General features: G+C 56.0%; 17 protein-coding genes. 5 read left to right on the top strand and 12 right to left on the bottom strand.

The annotated features are described in order from the left end of the window. Positions 1-126 precede the first annotated feature (126 nt). Together TH2_RS14900 and TH2_RS14895 are read right to left on the bottom strand one after the other, a co-directional pair. Positions 127-591, bottom strand: a complete 465-nt coding sequence (locus tag TH2_RS14900; RefSeq protein ID WP_008891265.1) for a nuclear transport factor 2 family protein — start codon at positions 589-591, stop codon at positions 127-129. Positions 592-698: 107 nt separating this feature from the next. Then, complete coding sequence (locus TH2_RS14895) at positions 699-1,247, bottom strand: carboxymuconolactone decarboxylase family protein (RefSeq protein ID WP_008891264.1); 549 nt, start codon at positions 1,245-1,247, stop codon at positions 699-701. Between the two features lie 175 nt (positions 1,248-1,422). Between TH2_RS14895 and TH2_RS14890 the strand changes: the two genes are divergently transcribed. After that, complete coding sequence (locus TH2_RS14890) at positions 1,423-2,001, top strand: TetR/AcrR family transcriptional regulator (RefSeq protein ID WP_008891263.1); 579 nt, start codon at positions 1,423-1,425, stop codon at positions 1,999-2,001. Between the two features lie 77 nt (positions 2,002-2,078). On the opposite strand, the gene rnd is transcribed toward TH2_RS14890, so the two are convergent. The 7 genes from rnd to TH2_RS14855 form a co-directional block, all read right to left on the bottom strand. After that, on the bottom strand, positions 2,079-3,242 hold the full coding sequence (rnd, locus tag TH2_RS14885) for a ribonuclease D (RefSeq protein WP_040824125.1): 1,164 nt from the start codon (positions 3,240-3,242) through the stop codon (positions 2,079-2,081). 102 nt (positions 3,243-3,344) lie between these two features. After that, complete coding sequence (locus tag TH2_RS14880; protein WP_008891261.1) at positions 3,345-4,430, bottom strand: succinylglutamate desuccinylase/aspartoacylase family protein; 1,086 nt, start codon at positions 4,428-4,430, stop codon at positions 3,345-3,347. A gap of 15 nt (positions 4,431-4,445) precedes the next feature. Continuing rightward, the gene (gene rimK, locus TH2_RS14875) at positions 4,446-5,351 is read right to left on the bottom strand and encodes a 30S ribosomal protein S6--L-glutamate ligase (protein ID WP_008891260.1); all 906 of its coding nucleotides are present in this window, start codon (positions 5,349-5,351) and stop codon (positions 4,446-4,448) included. 132 nt (positions 5,352-5,483) lie between these two features. Next, positions 5,484-5,984 (bottom strand): ATP-dependent zinc protease family protein, encoded by a 501-nt coding sequence (locus TH2_RS14870; protein ID WP_008891259.1) that lies wholly within the window; start codon positions 5,982-5,984, stop codon positions 5,484-5,486. Between the two features lie 90 nt (positions 5,985-6,074). Then, positions 6,075-6,797, bottom strand: a complete 723-nt coding sequence (locus tag TH2_RS14865; protein ID WP_008891258.1) for an HdaA/DnaA family protein — start codon at positions 6,795-6,797, stop codon at positions 6,075-6,077. A gap of 35 nt (positions 6,798-6,832) precedes the next feature. Next, positions 6,833-7,927, bottom strand: a complete 1,095-nt coding sequence (locus tag TH2_RS14860; RefSeq protein WP_008891257.1) for an AI-2E family transporter — start codon at positions 7,925-7,927, stop codon at positions 6,833-6,835. A gap of 40 nt (positions 7,928-7,967) precedes the next feature. Next, positions 7,968-9,092 (bottom strand): DUF2066 domain-containing protein, encoded by a 1,125-nt coding sequence (locus TH2_RS14855; protein ID WP_238538716.1) that lies wholly within the window; start codon positions 9,090-9,092, stop codon positions 7,968-7,970. A gap of 370 nt (positions 9,093-9,462) precedes the next feature. On the opposite strand from TH2_RS14855, the gene purM reads away from it, so the two are divergent. The 4 genes from purM (at position 9,463) to TH2_RS21615 (ending at position 12,033) form a co-directional block, all read left to right on the top strand. Continuing rightward, a complete protein-coding gene (gene purM, locus TH2_RS14850; RefSeq protein WP_040824193.1) occupies positions 9,463-10,536 on the top strand; it encodes a phosphoribosylformylglycinamidine cyclo-ligase in 1,074 nt (357 codons plus the stop codon). Further along, positions 10,524-11,198, top strand: coding sequence for a phosphoribosylglycinamide formyltransferase (purN, locus tag TH2_RS14845; RefSeq protein WP_008891254.1), 675 nt, complete (start codon positions 10,524-10,526; stop codon positions 11,196-11,198). Before purM ends, purN begins: the two co-directional genes overlap by 13 nt. A 179-nt stretch (positions 11,199-11,377) precedes the next feature. Then, the gene (locus tag TH2_RS14840; protein WP_008891253.1) at positions 11,378-11,761 is read left to right on the top strand and encodes a hypothetical protein; all 384 of its coding nucleotides are present in this window, start codon (positions 11,378-11,380) and stop codon (positions 11,759-11,761) included. Between the two features lie 143 nt (positions 11,762-11,904). Next, a complete protein-coding gene (locus tag TH2_RS21615) occupies positions 11,905-12,033 on the top strand; it encodes an aa3-type cytochrome c oxidase subunit IV (protein ID WP_197145299.1) in 129 nt (42 codons plus the stop codon). 54 nt (positions 12,034-12,087) lie between these two features. On the opposite strand, the gene TH2_RS14830 is transcribed toward TH2_RS21615, so the two are convergent. From TH2_RS14830 to ndk, 3 genes are all read right to left on the bottom strand, one after another. After that, positions 12,088-12,642, bottom strand: coding sequence for a P-loop nucleotide/nucleoside kinase family protein (locus TH2_RS14830; protein WP_238538715.1), 555 nt, complete (start codon positions 12,640-12,642; stop codon positions 12,088-12,090). Positions 12,643-12,751: 109 nt separating this feature from the next. Beyond that, positions 12,752-13,240 carry a hypothetical protein gene (locus TH2_RS21305; protein ID WP_157194140.1) on the bottom strand — a complete coding sequence of 163 codons (489 nt, stop codon included), beginning with the start codon at positions 13,238-13,240 and terminating at the stop codon, positions 12,752-12,754. Beyond that, positions 13,203-13,625 (bottom strand): nucleoside-diphosphate kinase, encoded by a 423-nt coding sequence (ndk, locus tag TH2_RS14820; RefSeq protein ID WP_008891250.1) that lies wholly within the window; start codon positions 13,623-13,625, stop codon positions 13,203-13,205. Before ndk ends, TH2_RS21305 begins: the two co-directional genes overlap by 38 nt. Between the last annotated feature and the right edge of the window lie 199 nt (positions 13,626-13,824).

The following is a 13,824-nucleotide window of genomic DNA, read 5'->3' as shown; positions in this document are numbered from 1 at the left end:
GAAACAGGCAAGACAGCACCGGGGACGTACCATCTTGCCTGCTTGGGGTAAGGCCCCAAGTAGAACGCGTTTCCGCCGAACTTTCCTTTCCCCTCAGGGAACCGGAACATGGCGGGGTTATCGGGACTAAAGTCCCAAGTCTGACAGCCCCGGATGATCATCCGGACGGCGGCCAAGCGGCCAATGGAACAGCCGGTCTTCAGCCGAAATTGGCTTGTCATTGATCGATGCCACGCGATGGCGCATCAGGCCGTCTTCATCAAATTCCCAGTTCTCGTTGCCATAGGCCCGAAACCAGTTGCCGCTGTCATCGCGATATTCATAGGCAAAGCGCACCGCGATGCGATTTTCATGAAACGCCCAGAGTTCCTTGATCAAGCGGTACTCCAGCTCCTTGGCCCATTTGCGGGTCAGGAATTGCACGATGTTTTCGCGGCCCTCGAAAATCTCGGCGCGGTTCCGCCAACGGCTGTCTGGCGTATAGGCCAGCGACACTTTTTCGGGATCGCGGCCGTTCCAGCCATCCTCGGCCATACGGACCTTTTGTTTGGCAGTTTCGACGTTAAAAGGCGGAAGAGGTGGCCGTGACATCAATCTGATCCTTTGGTTTCTGGTCGATAAAGGGACCCCGGTCGGCGTGCAGCAACATGCGGAGGGGGGAATGCCGACCGGGGGAGTTGCCGGAAGTGGACCCTGCCTTAGGCAGCAGAGGCATTCACCACCGGGAAATCAATCGGGGTATCAAAGGCCTCGTTGAGGTAATTGGTCAGGGTATTAAGCGCGACATGCGCCACGATCTCGACCAGTTCGGCCTCGCTGTAACCGGCAAGTTTGGCGGCGCTGACGTCACCTTCACTCACCTGGCCACGGCTTTTGACCAAAGCGACGGCAAAGCGCACAGCCGCATCAGCCTTCTGATCGCTCGAAGTCCCATTGCGGTTTGCCGTGATCTCGGCGTCATCAAGTTTGGCGATGTTTTTGCCCAGATAGGTATGCGCCGACAGGCAATAGTCACAGCCATTAAGCTGTGCGACCGCAAGGGCAATACGTTCGCGGGTCTGCGGATCAAGCGCCCCTTTGGCAAGTGCCCCATTCAGACCAAGATACCCTTCAAGGGCCGCCGGGCTGTTTGCGGTCAGGCGAAACAGGTTCGGAACCGAACCAAGCATCTTGTTCACACCTTCAAGAAGAGGCTGGGAAGCCTCAGGCGCAGCATCGATCGAAGCAGGCAGGGAAATACGGGTCATTCAAACTCTCCTAAACAAGTTCGGGTTGATCAGTGTTGAAAACATATATACAGACAGGTCTGTCTACTTGTCAAATATATTTTTGGAATGACCGTTCTTGTATCTGAAACGCTTGCAATTCTGCGGTTTTCCCGCCACAAGGATACAGACCGGTCTGACTATTGGAGTAAGAAAATTGAAGTCTAAACGCGACGTTCTCGTCGATACGGCCCTGCGTCTTTTCTATACACAGGGCTTCAACGCCACCGGAATCGACAAGATTCTGGCCGAGTCCGGCGTCGCCAAAATGACGATGTACAAACACTTCAAGTCGAAGGATGAACTGATCCTGGCCGCCCTTATGCGCCGCGATGAACAGTTCCGCGACTGGCTTACCGCTGAAATGCAAAAGGCATCACCCAACCCGCGCGATCAGTTGCTTGCAATGTTTGATGCGCTCGAAGAATGGTTTCATGGCCGCGCCTTCAAGGGCATGGGATTTTCCGGCTGCGCGTTTATCAACGCCTCAAGCGAGTTCGCCAAGCTTGATCACCCGGCCCACCAGATCGCCGCCGAACACAAACGCTGCGTACTCGAACATATTGCCGATCTGTGCACAAAGGCCGGCGCGTCCGATCCTAAACAACTGGCCGAACAACTCGCCCTGCTTAAGGAAGGGGCAATTGTCACAGCCCAGGTGCGCGGCATGCCCGAATCGGCCCGGATCGCCAAAACCATGGCAACCGCCCTGCTTGATGCCGCCCTGCCCGCCTGATCGTTTGGCCAAACCGGTTCAAAAACAAAAACGGGGCCAGACGGCCCCGTTTTTTGTTCAGCACAGCAATAAGCGACCTAGTCATCAAGCTCGACAAACACCACTTCGCCGTCTTTCAGCTTAAGGCCAAGCTGCCCGTGTTTCAGGCGCAGCGCGTATTGCCCGAAAAGCTCACGCCGCCAGCCACGCATGGCCGGAACGTCGGCATTGTCATCAGCCGCGATATTCTGAAGATCGTCGCTTGATGCCACCAGACGCTGGGCAACGCCCTTTTCTTCGGCACAGAGTTTAAGCAACACCTTCAGAAGCTCCACCGTCGGGCCGATCCCGGCCGGCAGTTCGATGCGTTCCTTTGGCTTCGGCCACTGATCCTGCGGGCTATCAAGTGCGGCCTTGATCGCCTCGATAATCGCCTGCCCCGGTTTGGAGGTGCCAAAGTTGCGGCCAACGCCCCGGGTTTTATCCAAATCCTTGTCGGTCATCGGCTGACGGGCAGCGATATCCAGCAAGGTATCATCGCGCAAAACCCGGTTGCGCGGCAGGTTCTTGCGCTGTGCCTCGGTCTCGCGCCATTCGCCAAGCGCACGGGCGACTGCCAGGAATTTCGGGCTGTTGGATCGGGTTTTTAGCCGCTTCCATGCTTCGGCCGGATCAATCGAATAGATCGACGGATCGGTCAGGCGTTCCATTTCTTCAAACAGCCAGACAGCACGGCCATTGGCCTCAAGGCGCTCGTGAAACGCTTCATAGATCACGCGCAGATGGGTGACATCCGAAAGCGCGTAACTGATCTGTTTGGTCGAAAGAGGACGGCGCGACCAATCGGTAAAGCGCATCGACTTATCAATGCTCTTGCGCGCCACCTTGTTGACCAGCGTCTCATAGCCGACCTGATCACCATAGCCGAGCACCATCGCTGCCACCTGGGTATCAAATACCGGATGGGGCACCTTGCCCGACAGATGGACAAAAATCTCGATATCCTGGCGGGCAGCGTGAAACACCTTGACCACCGCCTCGTCCTGCATCAGCTCGAACAGCGGCGTCAGGTCAATGCCCTCGGCAAGCGGATCGACCGCAGCCCCGTTATCGGACGGCTCCGGACTTGCCAGCTGCACCAGACACAGTTGCGGCCAATAGGTCGAGTCCCGCATGAATTCGGTATCGACAGTGACATATTCGAACTTGCGCAATCTTTCACAGAGACTGCGAAGTTCTTCTGTAGTTGTAATTGGTTCCATGCCGACTGCTATAGCATTGCCTGCCACAATTCGCCAGTGGCTTCGATGCAGGGCTGATCTTCGCCGTATTCGGGCAACATATGCCCCAAGGCGCTCCAGAGATTAGATAATCTCGTCCTCATCCAGAAGCGGATCGGATTGCAGATGGGTTTCGATGGCGTCCATGCGTTCCTGGACTTCCGACGGGCGCTTGATCGACGCGATATGAAACAGCGCATCCCCCTGATTGACAATCGGGTGGTTGGTCCGCCCGATGATCAAGCCTTCCTCGCGCACGATGACTTCTTCGTCACGCTGCCCGAACGGATCAGATACCGCGGCGGCCACATCCCCGGCCCGGACAAACTCCCCGGCCAGTTTGAACGTCCGCAAAATGCCGCCCGCCGGTGCGCGCAGCCAATGGCTGTTGGAGGATTTGAATGACGGCACGCGCGGCTCGCGCACGGTGCGCTGCGATGTCATGCCCAGTTTGCGCATCACGCGCAAAACGCCCGATACCCCGGCACGGATCGACATTTCGTCAAAACGAAGCCCCTCGCCCGCCTCAAACAGCAGGATCGGTACGCCAAGCTCGCGCGCGGCTTCGCGAAGCGATCCGTCGCGCAGCGGACTGGTCAGGATGATCGGCGCGCCAAACGCCTCGGCATATTCCATGATATTCGGGTCATCTTCATTGACCCGGATCTGGGGCAAGTTAACACGGTTAACCGCCGCCGAATGCAGATCGATCCCGAAATCGGATCGTTCGACAATTTCGTTTAGAAACAGATGCGCCAGCTGGGCGGCAAGCGATCCGCGCGAATGGCCGGGGAAACAGCGGTTCAAATCGCGCCGGTCGGGCAGATACCGCGTATGGTTCAAAAACCCGAACGCATTGACCACCGGCACTGCAAGCAACGTGCCCCGCATGCCGCGAAGGGCGGGTGATTTCAAGACACGGCGAATAACTTCCACCCCGACAATCTCGTCACCATGGACGGCCCCGCTGACGAAAATCACCGGCCCGGGCCGTTTGCCATGCACCACATTGACCGTCAGGTTGACCGGCGTGTGGTTGGACAGAAGCGAGATCGGGATATCAACAATCTGGCGGGTACCGGCTGCAACCTTTTTGCCGCAAATTTCAAAATCGGGGGTCTTGGGGGTTCTGCGTTGCCCGCGTTTGGTTGCTGATCCGGTTTCGCTCATGGCTTTGTTCCCTGGTTATCCCTTGCCTTTGGTCCGCACCTTACCGGGTTTGAAATCTTTTTCCATGAATTCAATGATCATGCTGGCAATGTCCTTGCCCGTCGCATTCTCAATGCCTTCAAGTCCGGGGGATGAATTCACTTCCATCACCACCGGCCCGTGATTGGATCGCAGGATATCAACACCACAAACATTAAGCCCCATCGCCTTGGCGGCTTCAACGGCGGTTGAGCGTTCCTGCGGCGTGATGCGGATCGCACGCGACGAACCACCGCGATGGATGTTGGACCGGAAATCGCCCTCCGCCCCCTTGCGCTCCATGCTGGCAACCACCTTGCCACCAATCACAAAGCAACGGATATCGCTGTTGCCGGCTTCCTTGATGAATTCCTGCACCATGATCGCAACATTCGCACCACGGAACGCCTCGATCACGGATTTGGCGGATTTTTCGGTTTCGCCCAGAACCACACCGATGCCCTGTGTGCCTTCCAAAAGCTTGATCACCACCGGCGCCCCACCCACAATCGACAGAACTTCATCGGTCTTTTTCGGGTCATGGGCAAAGGCCGTCACCGGCAGGCCAATACCACGGCGTGCCAGGATCTGCAGCGAACGCAACTTGTCGCGCGACCGGCCAATGGCAACGGACTCGTTTAACGGATAAACGCCCATCATTTCAAACTGGCGCAAAACAGCCAGACCGAACTGGGTCACCGATACACCGATACGCGGGATCACCGCGTCATAACCGGTAAGCTTGTCACCGCCGTAATAGATTTCCGGTTTCAGCGACGTGATGTTCATCGACACCCGCAGGGTATTGATGATGTCCAACTCATGCCCGCGTGCTTCGGCCGCCTCGACCAACCGTTTGTGGGAGTAAAGGTTTGGATTGCGTGCAAGCATCGCGATTTTCATAAGATGTCCCCCAAGGTCGGCAAAACGAAGTGCGACCGGTATAATACCGGTGGCTGGCGAATGCGGAATTGTCAGAAAGTAAAACGACCCTGTCGGGATCTTGTTCCGGCAATGGGTCGTTCTTCTGCGCGTCTATCTCTGTTCCGGCTTCCCTGCAAGATAAGATTTCGATGGCAGCACCAAAAATCTTCCTGCTTTCATCGCTGTGCGGCCCAAAAGCATGGGAAAGCCCATGATTGACCGGTTTGCCAGCGATACTTCAACTTTCAATTTGTGATGCCCAACCTGGATATGGGTGGCAATCACAAACCGTTCTTCGGCATTTCCGTTCGAAGAGCGAATCTCGCGCATTTCAATCAGTGGCGCCAGACAATCGATCCGCCCATGCCCGTCCCCGCGATAATGCGGCAGGGTAAATGATACAAAATCCTGCCCGTCACGCACCACCTTCTTTGGATTAAGCGCATGCAGCGATGATGTTCGGGCCCCGGTATCGACCTTGGCCTTGATCAAGGGCACGCCAAGATCAGGAAGGCCGATCCATTCCCGCCACCCCAAAACATGTCCATCGGAAATCAGGGTATCGGTCTGGCTCTTAAGCGACGGTTTTGCTTTTACGCGTTGCGGGCTCACATGCAGCTTCCGGTTATTGAATGCAATCTGTTAGGTGGTGGCGATGATAACCTGTAACAACCTGATCGGCTTACGAAATTCGTTTCGATGTTACGATTGCGTGGTCATGTCATCCATGACACTGCGCACCAGCGGCAAGGTCACCGCCCGCTTTTCGGCCAATGCCCGGCGATCAATGGCCGCCACCAATTGACTTAACGCCGCAAAGGAGCGTTCGATCCGTGGCAAAACATAACTGATGATTTGCGGGCTGGCCGGGATCTGCCTGTCGGCAAACAGCTTGATCAGCAAACCGACAATCAAATCATCATCCGGCGGCGAAATCTCGCACACCAGGGCGGCGCCCAGCCGTGATTTCAGATCGGGCAAATCGATCTGCCAGCGCGATGGCGGCTGGCTTGCGGTCAACAACAAATGCCCACCGCGTTCCTTCAGCATATTGTAAATATGGAAACAGACGGTTTCATCAAGGCCCGCGCCAGCCACAAGGTCCGCATCCTCGATCACAAGACCGGTGGCGTCACCCAGAAGCTCATCGGGATTGATCCCGTTCAAATCCGATGCTGCGACCTGTAACGCGCCGGATCGCGCCCGCCAGACTTCCGCCAGATGACTTTTCCCACATCCCTTGGGCCCATACAGGCACAAGGCCGGGGCGGGCCATTTCGGCCATTGGTCGATCCACGCCACCGCTTCGCTATTGCAATCGGCCACCATGAAATCATCGCGCCCCAGCGCCGGACGCATTTCAAGCGCCAGCGGCAATTGCTGCGGGTCGTTATCTTTATCCGGCTTGGATGTCACCCGGGTCACAGTAAACTCAATTTGCTGATCTCGATCTCTGGGGTCTATTTCTCGGTCTCGGGCGTGGCATTGCTATCGCCTTCCGGTCCGTGATCATAAAGCCTGCTATCGAGATACTGCCTTAAGCCGTAACGTACAAGCACGCCGATCACGGCGGCCACCGGCACCGCCAGCATCACGCCAAGAAGTCCGAACACCGCCCCCCCGGCAAGCAAGGCAAACATCACCCAAACGGCATGCAGCCCGACCTTGTCACCAACCAGTTTCGGCGTCAGGAAATTGCCCTCAAGCACCTGACCGATCAAAAACACCAGCGCCACCAGCCCAAGATCAAGCCCAAAGCCAAACTGTGCCAGCGCCACACCCATGCCAACCGCAAAGCCGGCAATCATCCCGAAATAGGGCACGAACGACACAAGCCCGGTCATCAAACCAATGACAAAGCCAAACTCAAGCCCCGCCAGCGTCAGGCCAAGCCCGTAAAACAGGCCCAGCAGAATGCACACCGTCGCCTGCCCGCGGACAAAGCCTGCAAGGGTTTCGTCAATCTCACTAACACACTGGCGAATATCCTTGGCCGACCGCCTCGGCAGGTAACTGTCGACCTTGGCAACGATCTTGTCCCAGTCACGCAGCAGATAAAACGACACCACCGGCGTAATGAACAGCAAGCTCAGGAAGTTCAAAAGTGCCAACCCGCCCGACAGCACATTGGTCAGAACATTACCGACCCATTTAAGGGCATTGGCACTCTGTCCCTTGATCGCATCCGATACACTTTGCAGGGTTTCGGGTGCCACGCGATCGAGGACATTTTGCAAATACGGCGCGACATTGGTGCGCAACGTATCGACATAGCCCGGAAACCGTTCAAGGAATCCTGCCAACTGGCTGCCGATCATCGGCACGACAATCAACATCACCAGAATGAACACAAGGAAGAAAAGGAACGTAATGATGCTGGTCGCGATCACCCGGCTGGCCCCGCGTTCCTCAAGCCGGTCGGCAAGTGGATCGAGGAAATAGGCAATCGCCATCCCGGCCACGAACGGCAACAGGATGCCCGAAAACAGCCAGATCAGGAAAAAGAATCCAACAACAAAGATCAGCCAGAAACGTGCTTGCTGTCGTAATGTCATTCCCCGGCCCCTGTTAAACTGTCCCTGTCATGCAAAAGGCTTATCCGCCTAACGACAGCCCCTGCAAACGATCTGAACCGCTCGGCTGGATGAACCAAAGTTCCCCCATCCGCGACAGGCTAAGGTTTTGCTGATTAAGCGCTGTCTGCAACTGATTGGCCGATCCGACATATTCAATCGATACCTGCACCTCGCGCTTCGACATGGCAATCACTCGTGAATTGCGCACCACCGGCAGCCCGATCAGCTTTTTCTCAATCCCCGCCCAGTCACCAAGACCGGTAATCGGGATAAACACCATCAGGTTGCCGCCCGTGCTGTAATTGATCAGGTTGGCGCGTTTCCAGCCATCCGCAAGCTGGTCCTGAACTGCTTTGGCGGCCCGCACCAGCGTCTCGTTAAGTGTCTCACCCGGAAGGGTATTTTCCTGCACACCAAAAATCTGCGGTGCGCCGCTCGGATCATAGCGGGTCACGGAAACATTAACGCTCTCGCCACCCTCGGGCCCGGTGACATCCGCGCTGGCCACGACCGCCACATCCGCACCATAGCGCTTGGCAAGCTGGGTCAGGCGTTCCATCGATCCGCTTTCGGCCTGCTCTGCCGAAACGGTGCTGATATCGGTCAGGTCACCAATCGGTGCCTTGATCGGCACCAGTCCCGATGTCGCGATATTGCGCGCCCAGACATCGCGCCACGGATTGGGATCATCCCACAGATTGACGAAATTATTCGTGCGATAGACCGGCACGATCATCACCGGTTTGGACTGCAATTCGGCAAAGGAAATATCGCGGAACCGCAAGAACCGGCGAAGCTCGTCATCCTTGAAGCGCACGGTCATGTCCGCGATATAGCGCACCGATGATGTCTTTTCGTTCGACACCCCGAAATCGCTCACCATGTTCGTGATCACCGATGTTTCCGGTGTCGCAAGTCCGGCGCGATCTTCGGGCAGGGTCAAGCGGGCAACCACTTCTTCAAACGCCTTGCGCTGACCGATTTCAAGTGCACGCTCGCGCGCAGCAGCCGCGGTTTCGGCGCGCTCGTCAACATGAACACCGCTGACGGTGAAAATGTCCTGTGCCGCTGCCGGAAAGGCCATAATGGCTGCTACGGTGGCGGCACCCGCCCACATCTTGATATTTTTCAATGAAGTAAGCACGTATGCCTCTTTGCCCTAGTCTTATTTTAAGTCGTGTCTTGTTGTATTCTTCTATAACGCTCTTTGTGGCATGTTGAACGCATTCTGCAAAGAAAACTCTGTCATGCGCAGGTGATCATTGCATATTGCCCGCGTTTGAGTATTTTCGGCCCAGCGGAAATTATCAAGCCCGCGTTTTTTATCAGCAGGATCGCTTTGTCCTCTATATCTGATTAAAGGCGTCAGTAAGGCGGATTGGTCAAACAGCAGGTTCCCTGCGACCCGGACCGCAATGCGACAGGTGCCCGTCGATTGGACGTCGATACGTGCTGATGAAAAACGCGGTTTTGCCGCCTTTTATTCATGCATGTTTGATGCCAGGGACCCCGAAATGACCACCTCTAACGGCCTTACCTATAAGGACTCCGGTGTCGATATCGATGCCGGGAATGACCTTGTCGAACGAATCAAACCGCTTGCAAAAGCAACAACCCGTTCCGGTGTTGCCGGTGGTCTTGGCGGCTTTGGCGCCCTCTTTGATCTGAAGGCTGCCGGATATAACGACCCGGTTCTGGTATCCTGCACCGATGGTGTCGGCACCAAGCTGAAAGTCGCCTTTTTGGCCGACAAACATGACACGGTCGGCATCGACCTTGTCGCCATGAGTGTCAATGACCTCGTCGTTCAGGGTGCAGAACCGCTTCTCTTCCTTGATTACTTCGCAACCGGCAAGCTGTCGGTCGATAACGCCGCCAGTGTCGTTGGCGGCATTGCCGAGGGCTGCAAACAGGCGGGTTGCGCGCTGATCGGTGGCGAAACCGCCGAAATGCCGGGCATGTATGCTGACGGCGAATATGATCTGGCCGGTTTCGCGGTTGGTGCGGCCGAACGCGGCGAACTGCTTGATGGTTCCAACGTGGCCGAGGGCGACGTTATCCTTGGCCTCGCATCCAGTGGTGTGCATTCCAACGGTTATTCGCTGGTGCGCAAGGTTGTCGATATGGCGGGCCTTGGCTACGCCGACGATGCCCCCTTCGCACCGGGCAAAACCGTTGGCGAAGCCCTGCTTGAACCGACCAAGGTTTATGTCAAAAGCTGTCTGGCGGCCCACAAGGCCGGTCTGGTCAAGGCACTTGCCCACATCACCGGTGGTGGCCTGACTGAAAACGTTCCGCGCGTTCTGCCTGAAAACCTGACCGCTGTGTTTGATGCCAGCACCTGGGAATATCTTCCGGTGTTTAAATGGCTCGCCAAACAGGGCGGCATTCCGGCGACCGAAATGGCGCGTACCTTTAACTGCGGCATTGGCATGTGCGTCGTTGTCCCGGCCGATAAGGCCGATGAAGCCGAAGCCATCCTGCGCGAGCACGGCGAAACCGTCAGCCAGATCGGCGTCATCGGCCCGCGTGCTGGCGATGGCCCGCAGGTTGTGATCAAAAACATGGGCCCTTCATGGGAAAAGTAAACAAGTTGAAGCTCGCCGTTCTGATTTCAGGCGGCGGGTCCAACCTGCAAGCCATCATCGATGCCTGTAATGCGCCCGACTACCCGGCCGAAATCGTGCTGGTCTTTTCCAACCAGCTTGATGCGGGCGGGCTCGAACGTGGCCGTCGTGCGGGCATCCGGTCGGAGGCCATCTCGCACAAGGGCTATCCCGGCGGGCGCGAGGCCTATGACAATGCCGTAAGCACCCTGATCGAAGAAAGCGGTGCCGACCTTGTCGTTCTGGCCGGTTACCTGCGTCTGGTCAGTGAAAGCTTTGTCACCCGCTGGAAAGACAAACTGATCAACATCCACCCGTCGCTTCTGCCAAGCTTCAAGGGTCTTGGTGTGCATCAGGCCGCCCTTGATGCCGGTGTGAAGTTTGCTGGCTGCACCGTGCATTACGTCGTGCCCGAAGTCGATAGCGGCCCGATCATCGCCCAGGCCGTCGTTCCGGTCCTGCCGGGCGACGATGCAAATAAGCTGGCGCAGCGCATCCTTAAACAGGAACACCGCATCTACCCGCAGGTCATCCGCTGGATCGCCGAAGGCCGCGTTTCGGTCGATGCCAAGGGCATCGTAACGGTGGCCGACGCACCGCAAGCCGACTTTGCCGAAATCAACCCGGCGCTCGAGCCCGGATGAAAGAACCTTTGGCGCTGGCTGCGCAGGTTTCTAAACGCATAAAAAGGCGGGGCATAATCATGTGCCCCGCCTTTTTCGTGGCCTGCTGCCAGATCCGCAAACCGGGGTCATAATCTTTGCGCATTCTGATGCTGTTATGGGATCAATGAATGCCACCACCGCCACGGAAAACCGATATCATGATGCGCAAGCTCTCCGGACTGATTATCCCCCTCGCGCTGTTGGCCATGCTGACCAGTCCCGCAGTGGCCGATTCCGATCCAGAACTGGAGTCTTACAAGGCCGATATGCAAACCGGTGAGAAATCCTGGCGGGCGCAAAAATGCGCTGTCTATCAGGAAACCCGGGATGAAATGCTCGATGAAATTCCGCGCGGCGCACTCAGCCCCGAATTTGCCAAGGCCGAAGAAGACTATATCGAAAATGGCTGTGCCGGCCGCGCCTATGCCTGCCCGAAATCCAAGACGGAACTCGACTATGCCAACAAGATGTCCTTTGCGATGATGAGCCACGGGCTATCGGGCACCTTCCTGCCCTATGGCTGCAAATCAAGCATCCAGTAACTCCTTGGCATCAAACACAAAGCCGCACGGATGTGAAATGGGTCAAACGTCTAACATCTATGGTTAATCTGCTTCTTGCACTGCATCAACTTCGTGGATATACATTTGAACAATCCCAAAATATCCAATCCAAGGAGGCAAATTTGCAGGGTAACGATTACGAACTCACCGAAACCCATGTCAGCATCTATCACGGCTACACCAACTTCGTGAAATGGGGCACCATCTCGATCATTGCCCTTCTGGTGTTGATGGCAATTTTCCTTCTGTGATTTGCCTGTTGCGAAAAACTAAAAGCTGCCGTTTTCCGGCAGCTTTTTTTATGCTCAAAGCGTATCTGTCTCATAGCGCACAACGTTAAACCCTTCCTCCATACTCGGCGGGACGAAGGCTGCATTGATCTGATGGAACTGCGCATCACTGGCGGCGAACTGATGGCTTCCGGCCCGGTTGCGCACCCGAAGACGGTTGATGCACACATCATCGTCCATATCGAGATAATGCAAAACATGATCGGCCCCGGCATCCTCAACGATGCCCCGCATCCAGCGCCTGAGGCCGACTGTATTGGCCGGAAAATCAAGCACCACCGAAACACCCGCACGCAGCACCATCGCCACATGCGGCCCCATCACGCTGCGCAATTTGTCCGATAGCCGGACATAATCCGCAACCGAGCACATCTGATCACCAAAAAGCGTCGAGAGCCATTCATCCTCGGCAATCAGAACCGTACCGGGCTTGCGCGCGAGTTCCGCGGCAAGGGTTGATTTACCCGCAGCAATCTTGCCACACAGCAAATGAAGGGTTCCGACCTTGGCACCATCTTTCGGCATCAAGGATCGCTCGGTTGGTTGTAACGCTGATAGGGGCTTGGTCATTGTCATCTCCCGGATTGCACATCGCTGGTCTGGCCGGGAGACAGCCACAAAAAACCCGCCTCGCCGGCGGGTGGGTCTCATTTGGTCAAAACGTCGCTACCCCGCCACTCTATGAGAGGCGGTAAAAATTCGTACCGATTTCTGGGTCAAAACGTTTTCCATCCGCAAATACTGCCACACGCAACACCACCTTGTCCATCCGGATGAACAGATGAAAACAGTCAACAACATCAAAGCAATTCACCCCTGAGTTGATTTGCGCTACCATCACCTTGTTGTCTTGCGTGATAACAGCAAACCAAACAATGGTCCCAACAACAGGGAGGAAACAATGCAAGGAAGCGATTACGACGAAGGCCTGGTGCACCACCACGAGGAAGGCTGGCACCACTGGACAAAATTCATGCTCTGGAGCGTGATCTCGATCGGGGTTCTCCTGCTGCTGATGGCCGCATTCCTGATCGATTGACGCAATAGATTTCCAAATTTCCCAACAAAAAACGCCCCGCAGCTTGCGGGGCGTTTCATGCCGGAAGAACCGGTAATTCGGTATTCTTGGCTTAGCCGACGATTTCGGTCTGAGCGAAGAAATATGCAATTTCGATTGCAGCGTTTTCGAGCGAGTCCGAACCGTGGACCGAGTTCGCTTCGATGGATTCTGCAAACTGTTTGCGGATGGTGCCTTCCTCGGCATTTGCCGGGTTGGTTGCGCCCATTACTTCGCGGTACTTAACGACGGCATCTTCGCCTTCGAGAACCTGGACAACAACCGGGCCAGAGACCATGAAGTCTACCAGCTCGCCAAAGAACGAACGTTCTTTGTGAACTGCATAGAAACCTTCAGCCTGAGCGCGGGTCAAAGCGACGCGCTTCTGTGCGACAATGCGCAGGCCAGCTTCTTCGATGACGGCATTGATTTTGCCAGTCAGGTTGCGGCGCGTTGCGTCCGGCTTGATGATCGAAAGAGTGCGTTCGACAGCCATTGGTTTCACCTAAGCTTTGTAAAAATTCGTTACCCCCAAAGAGGGCCCCCAAGAAGCCCCCCGAGTACAAAGGGCCTGCGGAAGATAAAGGCGGCACCAAAGACCGCCCTTATCATCCACAGACCCGAAGGTTGGCGCTATATAAACGGGGTTGGATCGCAACGCAACACATAGTTCTACCGCTGCAAACCAGACCTGC

It is taken from the genome of Thalassospira profundimaris WP0211, assembly GCF_000300275.1.
GTDB lineage: Bacteria > Pseudomonadota > Alphaproteobacteria > Rhodospirillales > Thalassospiraceae > Thalassospira > Thalassospira profundimaris.
The sequence above is the reverse complement of the archived record's forward strand: the minus strand, read 5'-3'. Positions and strand labels throughout refer to the sequence as shown.

What these genes read in the sequence shown, in the direction of transcription:
- TH2_RS14840 (WP_008891253.1), top strand. Translation starts at nt 11,378, where the DNA reads ATGATGCGCAAGCTCTCCGGACTGATTATCCCCCTCGCGCTGTTGGCC.
- rimK (WP_008891260.1), bottom strand. Translation starts at nt 5,351, where the DNA reads ATGAAAATCGCGATGCTTGCACGCAATCCAAACCTTTACTCCCACAAA.
- TH2_RS14895 (WP_008891264.1), bottom strand. Translation starts at nt 1,247, where the DNA reads ATGACCCGTATTTCCCTGCCTGCTTCGATCGATGCTGCGCCTGAGGCT.
- TH2_RS14880 (WP_008891261.1), bottom strand. Translation starts at nt 4,430, where the DNA reads ATGAGCGAAACCGGATCAGCAACCAAACGCGGGCAACGCAGAACCCCC.
- TH2_RS14900 (WP_008891265.1), bottom strand. Translation starts at nt 591, where the DNA reads ATGTCACGGCCACCTCTTCCGCCTTTTAACGTCGAAACTGCCAAACAA.
- TH2_RS14830 (WP_238538715.1), bottom strand. Translation starts at nt 12,642, where the DNA reads ATGACCAAGCCCCTATCAGCGTTACAACCAACCGAGCGATCCTTGATG.
- purN (WP_008891254.1), top strand. Translation starts at nt 10,524, where the DNA reads ATGGGAAAAGTAAACAAGTTGAAGCTCGCCGTTCTGATTTCAGGCGGC.
- ndk (WP_008891250.1), bottom strand. Translation starts at nt 13,625, where the DNA reads ATGGCTGTCGAACGCACTCTTTCGATCATCAAGCCGGACGCAACGCGC.
- purM (WP_040824193.1), top strand. Translation starts at nt 9,463, where the DNA reads ATGACCACCTCTAACGGCCTTACCTATAAGGACTCCGGTGTCGATATC.
- TH2_RS14860 (WP_008891257.1), bottom strand. Translation starts at nt 7,927, where the DNA reads ATGACATTACGACAGCAAGCACGTTTCTGGCTGATCTTTGTTGTTGGA.
- rnd (WP_040824125.1), bottom strand. Translation starts at nt 3,242, where the DNA reads ATGGAACCAATTACAACTACAGAAGAACTTCGCAGTCTCTGTGAAAGA.